Annotated in this window: 13 protein-coding genes; 8 read left to right on the forward strand and 5 right to left on the reverse strand. The window is 33.9% G+C overall.

Annotated elements, in window-relative coordinates; translation table 11 throughout:
- Positions 1–80: 80 nt before the first annotated feature.
- Together IQ05_RS09270 and IQ05_RS09275 are read left to right on the forward strand one after the other, a co-directional pair.
- Positions 81–1,259, forward strand: coding sequence for an acetyl-CoA C-acyltransferase (locus IQ05_RS09270; protein WP_144892528.1), 1,179 nt, complete (start codon positions 81–83; stop codon positions 1,257–1,259).
- A gap of 63 nt (positions 1,260–1,322) precedes the next feature.
- The gene (locus IQ05_RS09275) at positions 1,323–2,084 is read left to right on the forward strand and encodes a C40 family peptidase (RefSeq protein ID WP_144892275.1); all 762 of its coding nucleotides are present in this window, start codon (positions 1,323–1,325) and stop codon (positions 2,082–2,084) included.
- A 47-nt stretch (positions 2,085–2,131) separates the two neighbouring features.
- Here IQ05_RS09275 and IQ05_RS09280 read toward each other — a convergent pair whose 3' ends face one another.
- Complete coding sequence (locus tag IQ05_RS09280; protein ID WP_144892277.1) at positions 2,132–3,400, reverse strand: tetratricopeptide repeat protein; 1,269 nt, start codon at positions 3,398–3,400, stop codon at positions 2,132–2,134.
- A gap of 47 nt (positions 3,401–3,447) precedes the next feature.
- The gene (gene gyrA, locus IQ05_RS09285) at positions 3,448–6,099 is read right to left on the reverse strand and encodes a DNA gyrase subunit A (RefSeq protein WP_144892279.1); all 2,652 of its coding nucleotides are present in this window, start codon (positions 6,097–6,099) and stop codon (positions 3,448–3,450) included.
- 257 nt (positions 6,100–6,356) lie between these two features.
- On the opposite strand from gyrA, the gene IQ05_RS09290 reads away from it, so the two are divergent.
- The 3 genes from IQ05_RS09290 (at position 6,357) to IQ05_RS09300 (ending at position 11,012) form a co-directional block, all read left to right on the forward strand.
- Positions 6,357–8,903 carry an ATP-dependent Clp protease ATP-binding subunit gene (locus tag IQ05_RS09290; protein ID WP_144892281.1) on the forward strand — a complete coding sequence of 849 codons (2,547 nt, stop codon included), beginning with the start codon at positions 6,357–6,359 and terminating at the stop codon, positions 8,901–8,903.
- A gap of 137 nt (positions 8,904–9,040) precedes the next feature.
- On the forward strand, positions 9,041–10,423 hold the full coding sequence (rimK, locus tag IQ05_RS09295) for a 30S ribosomal protein S6--L-glutamate ligase (RefSeq protein ID WP_144892283.1): 1,383 nt from the start codon (positions 9,041–9,043) through the stop codon (positions 10,421–10,423).
- A 79-nt stretch (positions 10,424–10,502) separates the two neighbouring features.
- Positions 10,503–11,012: a DUF421 domain-containing protein gene (locus IQ05_RS09300; RefSeq protein ID WP_144892285.1), complete on the forward strand. Its 510-nt coding sequence runs from the start codon at positions 10,503–10,505 to the stop codon at positions 11,010–11,012.
- A 201-nt stretch (positions 11,013–11,213) separates the two neighbouring features.
- Here IQ05_RS09300 and IQ05_RS09305 read toward each other — a convergent pair whose 3' ends face one another.
- The 3 genes from IQ05_RS09305 to hutH are packed head-to-tail and all read right to left on the reverse strand — an operon-like array spanning position 11,214 to position 14,798.
- Positions 11,214–12,560 carry an inorganic phosphate transporter gene (locus IQ05_RS09305; protein WP_144892287.1) on the reverse strand — a complete coding sequence of 449 codons (1,347 nt, stop codon included), beginning with the start codon at positions 12,558–12,560 and terminating at the stop codon, positions 11,214–11,216.
- Positions 12,561–12,589: 29 nt separating this feature from the next.
- Positions 12,590–13,234, reverse strand: coding sequence for a DUF47 domain-containing protein (locus IQ05_RS09310; RefSeq protein ID WP_144892289.1), 645 nt, complete (start codon positions 13,232–13,234; stop codon positions 12,590–12,592).
- 49 nt (positions 13,235–13,283) lie between these two features.
- The gene (hutH, locus tag IQ05_RS09315; protein WP_144892291.1) at positions 13,284–14,798 is read right to left on the reverse strand and encodes a histidine ammonia-lyase; all 1,515 of its coding nucleotides are present in this window, start codon (positions 14,796–14,798) and stop codon (positions 13,284–13,286) included.
- Positions 14,799–15,453: 655 nt separating this feature from the next.
- Here hutH and thrA point away from each other — a divergent pair.
- The 3 genes from thrA (at position 15,454) to thrC (ending at position 20,352) form a co-directional block, all read left to right on the forward strand.
- Positions 15,454–17,901, forward strand: coding sequence for a bifunctional aspartate kinase/homoserine dehydrogenase I (gene thrA, locus IQ05_RS09320; protein WP_144892293.1), 2,448 nt, complete (start codon positions 15,454–15,456; stop codon positions 17,899–17,901).
- A 107-nt stretch (positions 17,902–18,008) separates the two neighbouring features.
- Positions 18,009–18,935: a homoserine kinase gene (locus IQ05_RS09325; RefSeq protein WP_144892295.1), complete on the forward strand. Its 927-nt coding sequence runs from the start codon at positions 18,009–18,011 to the stop codon at positions 18,933–18,935.
- A gap of 127 nt (positions 18,936–19,062) precedes the next feature.
- Positions 19,063–20,352 carry a threonine synthase gene (gene thrC / locus IQ05_RS09330; RefSeq protein WP_144892297.1) on the forward strand — a complete coding sequence of 430 codons (1,290 nt, stop codon included), beginning with the start codon at positions 19,063–19,065 and terminating at the stop codon, positions 20,350–20,352.
- Positions 20,353–20,416 lie beyond the last annotated feature (64 nt).

Below are 20,416 nucleotides of genomic sequence, written 5' to 3' on the forward strand. Positions count from 1 at the left end.
GGAATTATTAAATCCTATTCGAAATATAAATTTACTTAAAAAAGATTAAATTTGCTTCATAAACTAACATTATGAAAGACATGAACAAAAGAGTTGTTATCGTTTCTGCCGTAAGAACACCTATCGGAAGTTTTATGGGAGCATTATCTACAGTAACTGCACCAAAATTGGGTGCTGCTGCTATAAAAGGTGCTTTAGACAAAATAAATTTAGACCCAAACTTAATTGACGAAGTATATATGGGTAACGTAGTACAAGCAGGCGTAGGCCAAGCTCCTGCTAGACAAGCGGCTTTGTTTGCAGGATTGCCTACAACAGTAGCTTGTACAACTATAAACAAAGTATGCGCCTCAGGAATGAAGGCAGTAATGATGGCTGCTCAAGCAATTCAGTGCGGAGACGCTGAAATTGTAGTAGCAGGTGGTATGGAAAACATGAGTTTGATTCCACATTACATGAACCTAAGAAACGGAACAAAATTTGGTCCATCAACCATGCTTGACGGAATGCAAAAAGATGGCCTTACAGACGCTTATGACAACAGTGCAATGGGAGTTTGCGCTGATTTGTGTGCGAGCGAATATAATTTTTCTCGTGAAGATCAAGATGCGTATGCTATTCAATCCTATGAAAGAAGTGCTACCGCATGGAATACCGGAAAATTTGACAATGAAGTAGTACCTGTTGCTGTACCACAACGCAAAGGAGACCCGATCATGGTAATCAAAGATGAAGAATACACTAATGTAAAACTAGACAAAATACCTTCATTAAGTCCTGTTTTCACTAAAGACGGAACTGTAACAGCTGCTAACGCATCAACTATCAATGACGGTGCTGCTGCGGTAATCATGATGAGTGAAGAAAAAGCACTTGCATTAGGTTTAAAACCGTTAGCATACATTAAAGGCTATGCTGATGCTGCCCAAGAACCAAAATGGTTTACTACTAGCCCCGCTAAGGCTTTGCCAAAAGCACTAGACAAAGCTGGAATAGCACTTGATGCTGTTGAATACTTTGAATTTAACGAAGCCTTCTCTGTAGTAGGATTAGCCAATTCTAAAATACTAGGACTAGACAATACGAAAGTTAACGTAAACGGTGGTGCTGTATCACTAGGACACCCGCTAGGATGTTCTGGAGTGCGTATTATTGTTACTTTATTAAATGTTCTGGAGCAAAATAACGCAAAAATAGGTGCTGCTGCTATTTGCAATGGCGGCGGTGGTGCATCTGCAATTGTAATAGAAAGAATCTAATTCAAAAAAAAAGAGCAAATTATTTGAAATAATTTGCTCTTTTTAACTCTTAAAACAATCTAAATGTTCGGAATTTGTAATCTTGCAGTCATTCCGCTTCGTCATGAGGCAAGTGATAAAAGCGAAATAGTTTCTCAAGTTTTATTTGGAGAACATTTTGAAATTTTAGAAAAAAACAATCAATGGTTTAAAATAAAATTACAGTACGATAATTACGAGGGCTGGATTGATAGCAAACAAATGCAACTAATCTCTGAAAACAGCTATCAAAATCTTACTGATGACACTATTATTTTAAACGCTGATTTACTAGAATACATAACGGGAACAAATAACTTGATGCTTCCGATACCACTTGGTGCCTCATTATCTTTTTTAAATCACCTTGATATTAACAAAGATAATTTTGAATTTGAAGGAACTAAGACTAGTGGTAAAAAAAACAAAGACAACCTTATCAAAACCTCATTCATGTATCTGAATGCTCCTTATTTATGGGGCGGAAAAACACCTTTTGGTATTGATTGTTCGGGTTTTACTCAAATGGTTTATAAACTTAACGGATATCATTTATTACGTGATGCCTCACAACAAGCTACTCAAGGTGAAGCTTTAAGTTTTATTGAAGAGAGCGAGCCTGGGGACTTAGCGTTTTTTGATAATGATGAAGGATCTATCATTCACGTAGGAATAATCATGGATGACAATTATATTATTCATGCCAGCGGCAAAGTTCGAATTGATAGGATTGACCATTTAGGTATATTTAATACCGAAACAAATAAACACACACACAAGTTGAGAGTTATCAAAAAGATAATATAAAAAAAGCCTGTCTAAATAGACAGGCTTTTTTTAAACTAAAACATATTTTACATTTTAGCCTTCAATGCTTTAGCTTCTGCAGTCATTTCAAGAGCGTTGTAAACTCCTAATAAAGTTTTAGAAACATCTGTATTTTTCGGATCTAACTCCACTCCTTTTTCTAAGAATGGTATTGCTGAACGGAAAATATCTTCTCTTTTCTTTTTCAATTCATCATAACGTTTTTGTTCTTTTGGTGTTGTACCAAGTTTGTTCATTTCGTCAATGATTTCTTTCTCATTATCCAGTTTCATTGCTGCTAAATTAATATAACCATTAAGATATTTGGGATTAATCTCAATAACTCTCTTGTAATACTTTTCAGCATCCACAAAATTCTTAGCATTTGCACTAATTACACCTAGGTTAAAAATTAAATCCGCATCATTTGGATTTTTTTCTAAAACCTCAGCTATTAATTTTTTGTATGTATCGAAATCTTTTGTTTCAAGGTACAAGTTAGCCTCAGTCAATAAAAGAGAACCATCTTCAGGATTTGCAACTCTCGCATCAGCAATTGCTTTTTTTGCTTCGTCAATTTTACCTTTTTCAACTAGAATTAAGGCCATGTTTTTATAAATTTCACCTCTTTTTGATGGAACAACTTCTGTTCTTGGTTTTTCATGCGTTCCCATTTTTACCATCTTATCTCTTTCTTGAAGAGAAGTAAAATAATCTTCTTGAGAAGTAAGTTTATTTACAGCATAATAACTAGTTCCTTTACCAGAGTAATTTAAAGTTTTTAAGTTACTATACAACTCTAAAGCTTTGTCATAATCTTTTGCATTTACATAAGTTGACGCAGCGTAATACAAGTTAATAGTATCTTTTTTATCTAATTTATAAGCGTCATACAATTTCCTTGCACCATCAGCATGCTTCTCCGCTTTAGAATCAGCTATGGCACTGTTTATAAATTTGTATTTAATATCTGTAATTGAGGCTGCAGCTTGAGTAGTAAATTTTAATTTACCCGAAGCTTTTTCAACTGCAATTAAATCTTGATAAGCAGTAGCTGCTTGTGACAAGTTCTTATCTGTGTCTACACTTTTATTTGCTAGATCTAAAAATGTATTTCCTTTTACAAAATAAAATTGTGCTTTTTCTGCGTCTGGAGCATTTGATATCAACGACTCAGCCTCAGCAAGTAACGTTACTGCTTCCTGACTTTTACCACTTTTTAATGCCTTTTCGGCAGCTTTTATTTGATCTTTTTGAGCAAAAGTAGTTACCGATATCAATAAAGTTGATGCTAGTATTACATATTTACTATTCATAATATTCATTGTTTGTTTAATAATTATTCTTAATTGGGCTTGCATTATTATTCTTCCGATTCGTCTTCATCAGATTCTTCGTTCACATCTTCGTCGTCTTCAACTACCTCGTCGTCTTCTTCATCATCCTCGACAACTCCATCATCTTCAAGAATTTCAAGATCAGGTTTTACTCGTTCAATTACCGCTGTTTCAATTACATTACCATCTTCATCAACAACAACTTCATTTACATCATCTTTCATGACTTTAGTAACTGCTGCAATGGAGTCTTTTCCTTTAAGATTTATAAGTCGAACTCCTTGAGTTGCTCTTCCCATTACTCTTAAATCTTCAATAGCCATTCTAATCGTTAAACCAGATTTGTTAATAATCATCAAATCATCAGCATCAGTAACGGCATTGATCGAGATTAATTGACCTGTTTTTTCAGTGATGTTTAATGTTTTAACTCCTTTTCCACCACGATTTGTAATTCTGTATACATCCTCACCATCATCATCAACAAGTTTCGTACGTTTACCATAACCATTTTCGGTTACAACAAGAATTTGAGAATCGTTTATATCATTTTTATCCACAGTAACCATGCCAATTACTTCATCAGTATCGTCTTTTAAAGTAATTCCTCGGACTCCTGAAGCGGTTCTACCCATTGGCCTTGTTTTAGTTTCTTCAAAACGAACCAATTTACCTGATTTAACAGCTAATATAATTTGGCTTTCCCCATTTGTCAATTTAGCTTCAAGTAATTCGTCACCTTCTTTAATAGTAATAGCTGCAACACCATTAACTCTTGGTTTAGAATATTTTTCAAGAGATGTTTTCTTAACCTGACCTTGTTTAGTAACCATAACAAGGTTATGACTGTTGATATAATCCTTATCTTTTAGATCTTGAGTACAAATGAAAGCTTTTACTTTATCATCGCTTTCTATGTTTACCAAGTTTTGTATTGCTCTTCCTTTTGCTGTTTTACTACCCTCTGGAATTTCATAAACACGCATCCAGAAACACTTCCCTTTTTGAGTAAAGAACATCATATATTGGTGATTTGTAGCAACAAACATGTGTTCTAAGAAATCTTGATCTCTTGTACCGGCACTTTTTTGACCAACTCCACCTCTATTTTGAGTTTTATACTCTGTTAAGTTTGTACGTTTGATATAACCCGCATGAGAAATGGTTATAACCACATTTTCATCAGCAATTAAATCCTCAATACTTACATCACCTCCTGAGTATTCAATGGTAGAACGACGAGCATCACCATATTTATCTCTTATTTCTTCAAGTTCCTCTTTGATTAATGCAGTTCTTAAATTTACATCAGCAAGTAAAGCTCTCAAGTGATCAATCAATTTCATGATTTCTTCATATTCCGCTCTTAGCTTATCTTGTTCAAGACCTGTTAATTGTCTCAATCGCATTTCTACGATAGCCCTAGACTGAATATCGGATAGATTAAATCGTTCTATTAATTTAGTTCTTGCTTCTTCAGTATTTTTAGATGCTTTGATTAACGCAATAACCTCATCAATATTATCAGAGGCTATAATTAATCCTTCTAAAATATGCGCTCTTTCTTCAGCTTTTCTTAAATCAAATTGCGTTCTACGAATCACTACATCATGTCGGTGCTCTACAAAATAGTGAATCATATCTTTTAGATTCAACATTTGCGGACGTCCTTTTACCAATGCAATATTATTTACACTGAAAGAAGATTGCAGTTGTGTGTACTTATATAAAGTGTTCAAAACTACATTAGGAGTTGCATCACGTTTTAAGATATAAACGATACGCATACCATTTCGATCCGATTCGTCACGAATATTTGCAATTCCCTCTATTTTTTTATCATTTACCAAGTCAGCAGTACGCTTGATCATGTCTGCTTTATTAACTTGATACGGAATTTCGGTAACAATAATAGATTCTCTACCGTCAACCTCTTCAAAACCTACTTTGGCACGCATAACAATACGACCTCTACCTGTTTTAAAGGCTTCGCGAACACCTTCGTAACCATAAATAATACCACCAGTAGGGAAATCTGGTGCCTTAATATGATTCATCAACTCATCAATCTCAATTTCATTGTTATCAATAAAAGCAAGTGTACCATTGATAACTTCGGTTAAGTTGTGTGGTGGCATATTAGTAGCCATACCAACAGCAATACCAGTAGCACCGTTTATTAACAAAGTTGGAACACGAGTAGGCATTACTTTTGGCTCATACAAGGTATCATCAAAGTTCAATTGAAAATCAACTGTTTCCTTTTCGATATCAGCCATTATTTCTTCTGAAATTTTACGCATTCTAGCCTCAGTATAACGCATTGCAGCTGGACTATCTCCATCTACAGAACCAAAGTTACCTTGACCATCAATTAATAAGTAACGCATACTCCATTCTTGAGCCATACGTACCATAGCATCATATACAGATGTATCACCGTGTGGGTGATACTTACCTAAAACTTCTCCAACAATTCTTGCGGATTTTTTATGGGCTTTATTTGAAAAAACTCCTAAATCATACATTCCATAAAGAACTCTTCGATGTACAGGTTTTAAACCATCTCTAACATCTGGAAGCGCTCTTGATACAATTACTGACATCGAATAATCAATGTAAGCTGATTTCATTTCATCTTCTATGTTAATAGGAATTAACTTTTCTCCTTCAGACATAAGTTGTTATATTAAATAATTATATTAAATTCAAAACGTGCTAATATACGGCTTTCTGAATTTTTTTCACTAATTTTATAGGAGTTATTTACAAGATTTATTAACAATATCCAGTGTCGAATTAGTTAATAATTTAAGGGGAATTTAACTTTAAAATCATGATAAATTTTGTCACTTAGCTGACATGGGATTGGAATAGGAATGGTTTTTGTTTTTCAATACTTAATTCACTAAATTTACGATATCAAATATATATTATGGATGATAATTTTTCACCAAGAGTAAAAGACGTTATCACCTACAGTAAAGAAGAAGCTTTACGACTAGGTCACGATTTTATAGGCACAGAACACTTAATGCTAGGAATACTAAGAGACGGAAATGGAAAAGCAATCCAGATTTTAAACAGTCTAGATATAGACTTAGACCATTTACGAAGAAAAGTAGAAATACTAAGCCCAGCAATTCCGGGAGTAGACACAAATACTGAAAAGAAAAACTTGCATTTAACGCGACAAGCTGAACGTGCACTAAAAACTACTTTTCTAGAAGCTAAGGTTTTTCAAAGTATATCTATTAGTACAGCGCATCTTTTATTATGCATTCTAAGAAACGAAAACGATCCCACAACTAAGCTATTGAATAAACTTAAAATTGATTACGATATAGCTAAAGAACAGTATTTAAATATGACTCCAAGCGAAGACGATTTTACAGAAAATTTACCCCGAAACGAATCATACAATGACGATTCAGGACAAGATGACAGTTTTAAAGAAGGAACTTTCAACAATCCAGCCAATAAGTCTAACAAGAAGTCAAAGACTCCTGTTTTAGATAATTTTGGTAGAGATTTAACAGAAATGGCCGAAGAAGGAAAACTAGATCCAGTAGTAGGACGTGAAAAAGAGATTGAACGTGTTTCTCAAATTTTGAGCCGTCGTAAAAAAAACAATCCCTTATTAATAGGGGAACCTGGGGTTGGAAAATCAGCAATTGCTGAAGGTTTAGCGTTACGCATCATTCAGAAAAAAGTTTCTAGAACATTGTTCAACAAACGCGTAGTAACACTTGATCTTGCAAGCCTTGTTGCCGGTACCAAATACCGCGGACAATTTGAGGAACGTATGAAAGCGGTTATGAATGAATTAGAAAAAAACGATGATATAATCTTATTCATTGATGAAATTCATACCATTGTAGGAGCTGGTGGAGCTACAGGTTCTCTAGATGCGTCAAATATGTTTAAACCTGCTCTAGCTAGAGGAGAAATTCAATGTATTGGCGCTACAACTCTTGACGAATACCGCCAGTATATAGAAAAAGACGGTGCTTTAGAAAGACGTTTTCAAAAAATAATTGTAGAACCAACATCGGTATCTGAAACAATTACAATTTTGAACAACATCAAGAATAAATATGAAGACCACCACAATGTAACTTTCACTCAGGAAGCAATTGAAGCTTGTGTAAAACTTACAGATCGTTACATGTCTGACCGTTTTTTACCAGACAAAGCCATTGATGCTTTAGACGAAGCCGGATCTAGAGTGCACATCACAAATATTGAGGTCCCAAAGCAAATTTTAGATCTAGAAAGACAACTTGAAGAAGTTAGAGAACTAAAAAATGTTGTGGTAAAAAAACAAAAATACGAAGAAGCAGCAAAACTTAGAGATGATGAAAAACGCATCGAAAAAGATTTGGCAATAGCCCAAGAACAATGGGAAGAAGATGCTAAAAACAATCGCATAGAAGTTACAGAGGACAATGTGGCCGATGTTGTTTCAATGATGAGTGGTATTCCCGTAAACCGTATTGCTCAAACCGAAAGTAATAAACTGGCTAAATTACCAGAACTTATTGAAGGTAAAGTTATAGGTCAAAAAGAAGCTGTAATGAAGATTGCACGCTCTATTCAAAGAAATCGTGCAGGATTGAAAGATCCTAATAGACCTATTGGTTCCTTTATTTTCTTGGGACAAACTGGAGTTGGAAAAACACAATTAGCAAAAGTTATAGCTAAAGAACTTTTCGACTCAGAGGATGCTTTGATACGCATAGACATGAGCGAATACATGGAGAAATTTGCAATCTCGCGCTTAGTTGGTGCGCCTCCAGGCTACGTAGGTTATGAAGAAGGTGGTCAGCTTACTGAAAAAGTAAGAAGAAAACCGTATTGTGTTGTACTGTTAGATGAAATAGAAAAAGCACATCCTGATGTTTTCAATATGTTACTTCAAGTCTTAGATGATGGGTATTTGACAGACAGTTTAGGTCGAAAAATTGATTTCAAAAACACTATAATTATCATGACATCAAATGTGGGTGCCAGACAGTTAAAAGATTTTGGACAAGGAGTAGGCTTCGGTACAGCTGCAAAAGTATCACAGGCAGATGATAATTCGAAAAGTATTATTGAAAATGCATTGAAAAAAACGTTTGCTCCTGAATTCCTTAACCGAATTGATGATGTAATTGTCTTTAATGCTTTAGAAAAACATGATATTGATTTGATTATTGAAATTGAATTGAAAAAGTTATTTGCACGTGTTGCAGAATTAGGTTACAAATTAAATCTTTCTGATAAAGCAAAGGCGTTTATTGCTGATAAAGGTTTTGATAAACAATTTGGTGCTCGACCGCTAAAAAGAGCCATTCAAAAATACGTAGAAGACACACTTGCCGAAGAAATCATTACTTCAAAAATAAGCATGGGCGATGAGATCTTCATGGATATTGAAGAAGGTGCTCAGGAATTAACAGTAAAAGTTCATAAAGCAGGTGAAGCTTCAAACTTATAAACTCATATAGATTCGTATGCTTAAACCCGTTACGTTTTCATAACATAACGGGTTTATTGTTTACAAAAAAACATCCTTAATTTTAAAAACAAATATATACATTTGGACTTTAAATTAAGGTTAATCAAAAAATAGGTATGTCAGATAATAAAGTAATTTTAGGTAGTGAGGAATGGTGTTCTTTTCCAGAACTAGGAATTCCTACCATAAAAGCACGCGTAGATTCGGGAGCAAAAACATCAGCTTTACACGCTATAAATATTGCTCCGTTCATAAAAAATGAAAGTAACTGGGTAAAATTTGACATTAATCCCATACAAAACAATCAAATGACAGTGATTCACTGCGAAGCTCCTTTGATTGATAAACGTATTGTGAAAAGTTCTAGCGGATTTAGAGAACAACGCTATGTGATTCAAACTAATTTACAAATAGGAAGTTCACAATGGCCAATTGAGATGACATTGACAAATCGAGATTCAATGGGCTTTAGAATGCTTCTAGGACGTGAAGCAATGAGTGGACGTGTACTTGTTGATCCTGAAGAAAAATATCTTTTAGGTCAACCGACAACAGATACTTTAAAAGAGCTTTATAAAAACTCTGAAAAAGCAACATCAGGATTGCGAATAGGTCTTTTAGCCAGTAATCCCGAATTGTACAGCAATAAAAGAATCATGGAAGCTGGTGAAATGCGTGGTCATGAAATGCATTTTTTAAATATCAAGGAATGCTATATGAAACTGGATGCAAAAACCCCAGAAATTCATTATCGAGGAGGAAAAATCCTAAACCAATTTGATGCTATTATCCCAAGAATTAGACCTAGTATTACCTTTTATGGTTGTGCATTGACAAGACAATTTGAAGCTTTAAAAGTGTATTGCTTGAACTCTTCAAACGCAATTACACAGTCAAGAGATAAATTATACTCTTTACAATTACTATTGAATCATGGAGTTGAAATTCCTACAACTGGTTTTGCAAACTCTCCACTTGACACTGACGATTTAATTAAGATGGTAGGTGGATCTCCACTAATTGTAAAGTTACTTGAAGGTACACAAGGTAAAGGAGTTGTTCTAGCTGAGACAAAAAAAGCTGCCGAAAGCGTAATTAATGCTTTTAAGAGTCTAAATGTAAATATTTTAGTACAGGAATTTATAAAAGAAGCTAATGGAAAAGATATTCGTTGCTTTGTCATCGACGGAAAAGTGGTTGCTGCTATTCAGCGAGAGGCAATGCCAGGAGAATTTAGAGCAAATATACATCTAGGAGGAACAGCCTCTGTAATTAAAGTTACAGCAGAGGAAAAACGAATAGCTATTAAGGCAACAAAAGCAATGGATCTAAAAGTAGCAGGTGTTGACATAATACGTTCTTCTAAAGGTCCTTTACTATTAGAAGTTAACTCATCTCCAGGGCTAGAAGGAATAGAAGGTGCGACTAACAAAGATATTGCAGGAGAAATGATTAAAGCTATTGAGAAACACTTTCATCAAAAAGCAGATTTGAAATAACCAATTTTTAAATAGACTTTAGCAACAGATAGAAAGATGCCAGAGTCTAACGAACCTCTTAAATAAATATACAGTACAAATGAACGAATATCTAATTATAATTGTTCGAAGTAGTGCTGTATATTTTTTTATGGTAATTGCGCTGCGCCTTTTTGGCAAAAAAGAATTATCCCAATTGAATACTGCTGATGTTATTCTAATCTTACTCATTAGCAACTCCGTTCAAAATGCAATGGTAGGAAACAATACTAGTCTATGGGGAGGCCTAGCTGCAGCATCAGTCCTTTTTATCATTAATTTTATTTTAAAAAAACTGATGTTCAGATTTCCGAAATTTAGTGATTTCATGCAAGAAAAGCCAGAAATCTTAATTCATAATGGCCATTTAGACTTTAAAACTCTAAGTAAATTGAACATCACTTCAGACGAATTAAAAGAATCAATGCGGGAACATGGTATAGAACATTTTAATGAAGTAAAACTGGCCATGTTAGAGATTGATGGTAACATTAGTATTATTTCGGGTAATATTCAATTAAAACAGACCTATCACAAACGAAAATATAACCATAAAAATCTTAACGGATAAAAAGAAGTCTAGTTACTGTTTGAATTATCAACTTTTAATCACATTAAAGAAAATCAATTTTTTCTGTTTTTTTTAAGACAAAATCGCAATCAGTTTATATTTTTTAAATCAATATAATATTGAGAAGTAGGAAATATCGAATATAAAAAAACCATTCCGTTAAGAATGGTTTTTTTATATTCGATATTTTAATGTTTTAATTTATATAAAAATACGAAACATATAATATATGATAGCTGCTAAAATTGCAGAAATAGGAATAGTTAGTACCCAAGCCCAAATAAGACTTACAGTCATTCCCCATCGCACAGCTGATACTCTTTTTGTTAATCCAACACCTATTATAGAACCTGTAATGGTATGCGTTGTGCTTACTGGAACTTTAAAATGCTCTGTAAAATACAAAGTAAGTGCACCTGCGGTTTCTGCGGCAACTCCTTCAAAAGAAGTAACTTTTGTGATTTTTGAACCCATCGTTTTTACAATTTTCCAACCGCCACTCAATGTCCCTGCTGCTATTGCAGAATAACATGCTAGAGGAATCCATTCTGGCATTTTAAAAATGCCTTCTTCATTTGGTAATACTACATCTAACCAATCTGGAAGACTTTCTTGACTTAATCCGCTCGTTTGGATATAAACTGTAACTGCTGCTGCAATAATTCCCATAACTTTTTGTGAATCATTACCTCCATGACCAAGACTAAATGCTGCTGATGATAACAATTGCATCTTTTTCAACCAAGCAGTTGATTGATGTAAGTTTAAAGAGCTAAATATTAAACTAAAACCACTAATGGTCAAAATTATAAATGCAACTAAAAACCATTTAATATTATGAGATTCAAAAACTACACTCCAAAAATGCGAATCGAAACGCGGTTTTTTAATATCCACAAAATAAACCATTTGAGACTCTACAAACCAAATTGTTAATAACATCAAACAAACTGTAAAAATCTTGGGATATATACTTCTTTTAGAAGCATTTAAAAGCCAAATAGATATCAAATAAGACATAAAAGCTCCCAAAAGTGGCGCTAGTACAATAAAAGCAATGATTACCAATACTCCAGATGGAAAACCTCCGTCTTTACCAGCTGTGTACCAGTTTACAGTATCATACCAATAAGCGGTATGTAACTCAGCACCTGATCCTACTGAATATCCTGAGAAACCATGAACTGCTAGCGCGTGAGCAATGGCTGCACCAGCAAAACCACCAATAAGTGTGTGTGATGAACTCGATGGAATACCTTGCCACCACGTAAATAAATTCCAAATAATTGCGGCTATAACACCTGCTAAAATTACAACAAGATCAATCTCGAGAGTATTGGCTGTTTTTGCAACTGTATCAGCCACACCAAAACCAAAAACCCAATAGGCCAAAAAGTTAAAAAAAGCAGCCCAAACTACAGCTTGAAATGGCGACAAGACTTTTGTTGCAACAACTGTAGCTATTGCATTGGCAGCATCATGAAAACCATTGATGTAATCAAAGATTAAAGCTAAGACAATGATAACTATAAGTAAGGTGAAATCCATAAGAGTTATTTCAGATAAAAAGGAATTAATTAAGAATGTTTTACAGAAATAGATTCTAAAACTGCAGCTACACTTTTACACTTATCTGTTGCTGTTTCCAGTACAGAAAGCACTTCCTTATATTTGATAATATTTTTAGCATCTGTTTCATTTTCGAATAAGTCAAGAACGGCTTTATCGTAAACATTATCAGATTTATTTTCTAATTTATTGATGCGAACACAAGCATCAGTAATATTTTTCATTTTCTTTAAATCTCTTAACTCTCTTATAGCAACATCAATATTTTGACAAGCCTCAAGGTTAATCTCCGTTAATTTTCGGATTGATTTTGTAATTTTATCCACTTGATACAAGCGTATTCTGCTTGCAGCTCCATGAAGGTTATCGGCAACATTATCAATTGAAGTAATCAAGGAATGAATATCTTCTCTATCAAATGGTGTTATGAAATTTCTACTCAACTCAAGGTTGGTTTGACGAGTGATATCCTCCCCTTTTTGTTCTAAAACATCAATTTTTTGAAAAAGAATTTCACGCTCTTTAAAAGGTAAATTTACTGCTTCATGTAAATTAATTGCAATTTCAATTAAATTACTAGATGCTTCTTCAAAAAGTGGAAAAAATTTTTTGTCTTTAGGAACCAAAAATTGGAAAAAATTATTAATATTCATTTGATTTAATTTTAGTCAGGCAAAATTACTTCATTATTAATTGCTAACGTTAAGCCATTGTTAACAAATTATTCTCAACTGGATAAGTATTCAAAAAAGCTACTGTCTTTAAAATATCGTAATGAAGAATCCTATCCTCAGTGATCAAAGGCACTGCAGAGCGATATGAATCTATAAAATTTTCGATTAAAACACTTGACTTTAAAGGTTTTCGGTATACAAGTGCTTGTGATGCATTGAGGAGTTCAATAGCCAAAATGCGTTCTACATTATCAACAACACGAAGTGCTTTTGTAGCTGCATTAGCACCCATACTTACATGATCTTCTTGACCGTTACTCGAAACAATATTATCTACACTGGCTGGAGTAGCCAATTGTTTGTTTTGACTTGCAATACTAGCTGCCGCATATTGCGGTATCATTAGTCCTGAGTTAAGTCCTGGATTATCAACCAAAAAAGCTGGCAATTCCCTATTACCTGAAATTAATTGATAGGTTCTACGCTCAGAGATACTGCCTAATTCTGAAAGGGCAATTGCCATAAAATCAAGTGCCATTGCAAGGGGTTGGCCATGAAAATTCCCTCCAGAAATTATTTGATCTTCATCAATAAATATATTAGGATTATCGGTTACCGAATTAATCTCGGTAGTAAATATTTTTTTTACATACTCAAAAACATCTTTAGAAGCTCCATGCACTTGAGGAATACATCTAAATGAGTAAGGATCTTGTACGTGATTTTTGGGTTGTTTTATAATTTCACTGCCTGACAGAAAATGAACCATATTTTGCGCTGTAATAATCTGCCCTTTATGAGGTCTAACAAAATGAATGAGCTCATTAAAAGGCTCTATCCTTCCATCAAAACCCTCTAGAGATACAGCACTTATGAAATCTGCAAAATAAGATAAGGTATTGGATTTAAGTAAAACATAAACTCCATAAGCACTCATAAATTGAGTACCATTCAATAATGCTAATCCTTCTTTTGATTTTAATACAATAGGTTCCCAGTCAAATTCTTTTAAAACTACCGCTGCTTCAACCTTTTGATCTTTGTAATAAACCTCACCATGACCAATGATTGGTAAAGATAAATGCGCTAATGGCGCCAAGTCACCACTGGCTCCAAGTGACCCTTGCGTATAAATTACGGGTAAAATATTATTATTATAAAATGACACTAATCTCTCCACTGTTTCTAGTTGAATTCCAGAGTTCCCATAACTCAGTGATTGTATTTTTAATAATAGCATCAGTTTAACAATTTCTTTTGGAACTTCATCTCCTGTTCCACAAGCATGAGATTGCACTAAGTTTTCTTGAAGCTTAGATAAATTTTCATTAGAAATTTTCACATTACATAACGAACCAAACCCCGTGTTTATCCCATAAATAGGTTCTATTTGAGACACCATTTTTTTGTCTAAATACGCTCTGCAATTTTGTATGTTAATTTTCGCCTCATCTGACAGGGCTAAATATTTATTCTCTTTAATAATCTTATCTACAGATTCAAGCGTAAGCAACTCAGTGCTAATATAATGTGTATTATCCATCAGTATCTTATTTGAAAAGTAAATTTGATCAATTCTTTATTAGTACACAACATAAATTAATACTAATTTCTATTTTTAGGTTAAACAAAATTTAATTTTGAAACATAACTGTATTTTAAATAAATAAAACATCCGCTTAAAAGTTCTTTTTTTTCCATTTCAAAAAATAATAGAACCCTGAAAATCAAAATGCCTTTTATAGATTCAAAAAAAAGATATATCAAATAAAAAACTAAAGTCTTATCTTTTTTAAAGTCAAAAAAACTTTAAAAAATATGAATATCATGATTTTCAATGCATTTCATCAAATCAAATTTAGAAATATACAATTTACGCTTTACAAAATTCATATTTCACAAAAATGAAACAAACATGCTTATTTTAAACTAAATAACGTATTTTTGAAAAACAGATGAAGAACAATAAAGCAACATATAATACTACAAGCACCACCCTATTATGGGAGGTAACTTTTGTTGCTTACTCTACTACAACTACTACAACCCCTTAGGGGTACTACAATTACATATCATCCTATACGTATACTTTATTTAAAGTTAACTTAACTTGAGTAAAACTCAAATAATTCTCTTTTCACAATAATTTTACCTAGCGACCATGGTCTCTTGTTAATAAAAAACTAAACAACAACAAAATGAAAGTACTCAAATTTGGAGGCACTTCTGTGGCCAATGCACAAAATATAAAATTGGTAATGTCAATTGTCATGAACCAATCCCTAAACCAACAATTAATTGTAGTGGTATCTGCTTTTAGTAAAGTTACTGATATGCTCCAACTTGCTTCACAAAAAGCGGCTGCTGGAGATGAAAATTACAAAACAATTCTTGCCGAAATTGAGAAAAACCACTTAGAAGTTTTAAGAGAGCTTATACCAGTACAAAATCAAAGCGGTTTGCTTAGCCAAATTAAGAGAATTATCAATCATCTTGAAACCTTACTGGATGGCTGCTATCTTTTGGGTGAATTATCCGCAAGAACTTCAGATACTATTTTAAGTTTTGGTGAGTTGCTTTCTTCATTTATCATATCCGAAGGAATGCAGCAAATAATCCCAAATAGTGGCTACAAAGACAGTAGAGAATTAATTAAAACCAATGCTGATTTTGGAAAAGCAACGGTAAATTTTGAAGTAACAAATAAACAGATCAATCTATTTTTCGAATCTAATGAAAAACAGGTAGTTGTAATGCCGGGTTTTATTGCTGCTTCATTAGACGGAATCAATACTACCTTAGGACGCGGAGGATCTGACTATACGGCAGCTATTCTTGCGGGGGCACTTGATGTACAGGAACTTGAAATTTGGACTGATGTCAACGGAATGTTTACTGCCAATCCAAAAATTGTAAAACAAGCGAAACCTATTGCATTCATTTCCTATCAGGAAGCGATGGAGTTGTCTCATTTTGGAGCTAAAGTACTGTATCCGCCAACTATACAGCCTGTTTTAAGAAAAAATATTCCTATTTTAATCAAAAACACTTTTGAACCAGAAGCCGAAGGAACTTATATTTCGAACCAATTTATAACAACATCTAATCCCGTAAAAGGAATCACACATATTGATAAAATCACATTGATTACACTTGAAGGTTCTGGAATGATTGGTGTTTCTGGGTCTTCTAAAAGACTTTTTGAAGTATTATCACATCATAAAATAAACGTGATTTTTATTACTCAAGCTTCATCTGAGCATTCTATTTGTATTGGGATTTTAAATTCAGATGCCGCTGTAGCCGAGGATGCAATCAACGCCGCATTTGAAGTGGAAATTATACAAAATAAAGTTAATCCATGTATTGTTGAACAAAATTTATGCATCATAGCCATAGTGGGCGAGAATATGAAAAACCATCAAGGTTTAAGCGGTAGAATGTTTAGCACTTTGGGAAAAAACAATGTCAATATTCGCGCCATTGCTCAAGGAGCTTCAGAAAGAAATATTTCGGCGGTAATTAACGAAAGAGATGTAAAAAAAGCATTGAATTCGCTGCATGAAAACTTTTTTGAAGAAAACACCAAGCAACTCAACTTGTTCGTGATGGGAGTAGGAAATGTGGGAGAAAAATTCATAGAACAAATTCAACATCAAAAGAAATTCCTTAAAGAAAAATTGAAGATAAACCTGCGCGTAATAGCCTTGTCAAATTCTAGAAAAATGTATTTTGATGAAGATGGAATCTCCTTAAAAGATTGGCAATTTGCTTTAGAAACAGGAGAACCTTGTAACCAAGAGCAGTTTATCACACAAGTTAAAGAACTCAATTTACGCAACAGTATTTTTGTAGATATCACGGCAAATGAAAGTGTTTCTAAAACATACGAACAGTATTTAAAACACAATATTGCCGTAGTGACTTGTAATAAAATTGCATGCGCATCAGAGTACGACAATTATAAAAAGCTAAAAAAACTATCCAGACAATTTAATGCTCCTTTTCTGTTTGAAACTAATGTTGGAGCTGGATTACCAATTATTGATACGGTAAAAAATCTAGTTGCTTCGGGCGATAAAGTCAATAAAATTCAAGCCGTTTTATCTGGTAGTTTGAACTTTATTTTTAATAATTTCGATGAAAATAACACTTTTCATGATGTTGTAAAAGAAGCTGGTGTACAGGGATTTACAGAGCCAGATCCAAAGATAGATTTGAGCGGAATTGACGTTGCCAGAAAGATATTAATCTTGATTCGCGAAAGCGGTTACAAAATGGAAATTGACGAAATTACAAACGAATCGTTCATGCCAGCTGAATGTTTGGATACAACTAATAATGAAGCCTTTTTCAAATCCTTACAAACACATGCGGCACATTTTGAATCCATTTACAAAGAAGCATTAATCAAAGAATCACGATTAAAATATGTGGCGCAATTTGAAGACGGAAAAGCTAATGTAGGATTGCGATTCATTCCTAAGGACCATCCTTTTTATAATCTAGAAGGAAAAGACAATATTGTATTGTTTTTCACAAACCGTTATGTACATCAACCGCTATTGATAAAAGGAGCTGGTGCCGGAGCTGCAGTTACAGCTTCAGGAATTTTTGCAGATGTAATTAGGATTGGAAATATATAAATAAGTCATAAAGTCGAATGTCATAAAGTCTACAAGTTACCGACTTCATTTTATGTACATTTCAATGACTTTATCACTTTAAGACATTAGACTTTAAGACTACTATTATGAATGAAATAAAAATATTTTGCCCAGCTACAATTGCTAATCTTTCCTGTGGTTTTGATGTCCTAGGACTTTGTTTAGAAACTGCGGGTGACGAAATGATTATTCGGAAATCAAATATAAAAGGAATTCGAATTACTAAAATTGTGGGTGCCGACCTGCCTTTGGAAACCGAAAAAAATGTTGCTGGAGTCTCCGCTTTGGCAATGTTAGAAGAAGTAGAAACCGAATTTGGTTTTGAAATCGAAATTTACAAAAATATCAAAGCCGGAAGCGGAATTGGGAGCAGTGCCGCGAGTGCAGCGGGTGCAGTTTTTGGAATTAATGAATTATTGGGACGTCCATTTACTCGAAAAGAATTGGTTGTATTTGCGATGCAAGGCGAAAAATTAGCCAGTGGAAATGCCCATGCTGATAATGTTGCTCCTGCCCTCTTGGGAGGATTTACATTGGTAAGAAGTTATAATCCACTGGATATTATAAAAATAGAAAGTCCATCTGAATTGTATGCCACCGTGGTTCATCCTCAAATTGAATTGAAAACATCAGATGCTCGTTCCGTATTAAAACAAACTATTTCCTTAAAAAGTGCCATTGTACAATGGGGAAATGTAGGCGGATTAGTTGCAGGTTTGTACACTCAAGATTATGAATTAATAGGTAGGTCCTTGCATGACGAAATCATAGAACCCTTGCGTAGTGTTTTAATTCCTGGATTTGATTTTATCAAAAAAACAGCCTACGAAAACGGAGCTTTAGGTTCAGGTATATCGGGTTCAGGTCCTTCTATTTTTGCTTTAAGCAAAGGAAAGGAAACCGCTAATAAAATCGCAAAAGCCATGAGCGTTGTATACGATGAAATGAATTTACCGTATGAAATTCACGTTTCAAAAGTAAATGAGGAAGGAATTAAAATAATAGCCCCCTAACCCCCGGAGGGGGAATAAAGGAAAAATATAGTGATTTTAAAATTATTATAAACACATTCTGAATCCCGTTTCGTCTGCCTTCCCTCTGGGGTGGGTTGGGGTGGGGATTATATAATTACAAAACATAATGGAATACTACAGTTTAAACCATAACGCACCCAATGTTTCTTTCAAAGAAGCCGTAATACAAGGATTAGCAACTGATAAAGGCTTGTATTTCCCTGAAACAATTACTCCGCTTCCAGAGTCTTTTTTTGACAACATCGAAAATTTAAGCAATGAAGAAATTGCTTTTGAAGCGATCCAACAATTTGTAGGTGACGAAATCCCAGCAGATACTTTAAAAAAAATCATCGCCGAAACATTATGCTTTGATTTTCCTATTGTCGAAATTGAAAAAAACATTTACTCTCTTGAATTGTTTCATGGCCCAACAATGGCTTTCAAAGACGTAGGTGCGCGATTCATGTCTCGTTGTTTGGGGTATTTCAACAAAGATAAGGCCGATAGTAAAAATACGGTTTTAGTTGCCACCTCTGGCGATACAGGTGGTGCTGTAGCCAGTGGTTTCCTTGGTGTAAAAGGCGTTGAAGTCATTATACTATATCCATCGGGTAAAGTGAGCGATATTCAAGAACGACAATTGACCACTTTGGGACAAAATATTAAAGCACTTGAAGTGGATGGCGTTTTTGATGATTGTCAGGATATGGTTAAAAGAGCGTTTTTGGAAGAAAGTCTACAACATAAAAACTTAACATCAGCAAACTCCATCAATATTGCGCGCTGGTTGCCGCAAATGTTTTATTTCTTCTTTGCTTACAAGGTATTAAATAAACATAATAAACCTTTAATTTTCTCTTGTCCAAGTGGGAATTTTGGGAATATTTGCGCAGGGATTATTGCTAAAAAAATGGGATTACCCATTGAACATTTTGTAGCTGCAACGAATGTAAACGATACGGTTCCGAGATTTTTAGAAAATGGAATTTACGATCCAAAACCTTCCAAAGCGACCATTTCAAATGCGATGGACGTAGGAAACCCAAGTAATTTCATCCGAATTCAGGAAATGTACCAAAATGATTTGAAGCAATTTAAAAAAGATTTTTCTTCGTTTACGTTCTCTGATGCAGAAACTTTAACAGCCATGAAAACCATTTATGACACGAACGGTTATATTGCAGAACCTCATGGAGCTGTGGGCTATCTTGGATTAAAAAAAGAATTAGAAAATTATCCAAATGCAATAGGTGTTTTCTTAGAAACGGCACATCCCATTAAGTTTTTGGATACAGTGGAACCAACATTAAATATTACATTACCCATACCAATCCAGATAGAAAATGTTTTAGGTAAAGAAAAAGTGAGCGTTAAAATTGAAACGTATGAGGATTTGAGAAATATTTTAAAATAGATACAGACGATTTTTACGTTCTTGAAAACGCCCTTTTTTAAAATTAAAATGATAGCAATAATTC

Origin of the sequence: Flavobacterium tiangeerense (assembly GCF_007830355.1) — a bacterium.
GTDB classification, from domain to species: domain Bacteria; phylum Bacteroidota; class Bacteroidia; order Flavobacteriales; family Flavobacteriaceae; genus Flavobacterium; species Flavobacterium tiangeerense.

Coding starts and splice junctions, on each gene's coding strand:
- IQ05_RS09270 (WP_144892528.1), top strand. CDS start 81: ATGAACAAAAGAGTTGTTATCGTTTCTGCCGTAAGAACACCTATCGGA.
- IQ05_RS09275 (WP_144892275.1), top strand. CDS start 1,323: ATGTTCGGAATTTGTAATCTTGCAGTCATTCCGCTTCGTCATGAGGCA.
- IQ05_RS09280 (WP_144892277.1), bottom strand. CDS start 3,400: ATGAATAGTAAATATGTAATACTAGCATCAACTTTATTGATATCGGTA.
- gyrA (WP_144892279.1), bottom strand. CDS start 6,099: ATGTCTGAAGGAGAAAAGTTAATTCCTATTAACATAGAAGATGAAATG.
- IQ05_RS09290 (WP_144892281.1), top strand. CDS start 6,357: ATGGATGATAATTTTTCACCAAGAGTAAAAGACGTTATCACCTACAGT.
- rimK (WP_144892283.1), top strand. CDS start 9,041: ATGTCAGATAATAAAGTAATTTTAGGTAGTGAGGAATGGTGTTCTTTT.
- IQ05_RS09300 (WP_144892285.1), top strand. CDS start 10,503: ATGAACGAATATCTAATTATAATTGTTCGAAGTAGTGCTGTATATTTT.
- IQ05_RS09305 (WP_144892287.1), bottom strand. CDS start 12,560: ATGGATTTCACCTTACTTATAGTTATCATTGTCTTAGCTTTAATCTTT.
- IQ05_RS09310 (WP_144892289.1), bottom strand. CDS start 13,234: ATGAATATTAATAATTTTTTCCAATTTTTGGTTCCTAAAGACAAAAAA.
- hutH (WP_144892291.1), bottom strand. CDS start 14,798: ATGGATAATACACATTATATTAGCACTGAGTTGCTTACGCTTGAATCT.
- thrA (WP_144892293.1), top strand. CDS start 15,454: ATGAAAGTACTCAAATTTGGAGGCACTTCTGTGGCCAATGCACAAAAT.
- IQ05_RS09325 (WP_144892295.1), top strand. CDS start 18,009: ATGAATGAAATAAAAATATTTTGCCCAGCTACAATTGCTAATCTTTCC.
- thrC (WP_144892297.1), top strand. CDS start 19,063: ATGGAATACTACAGTTTAAACCATAACGCACCCAATGTTTCTTTCAAA.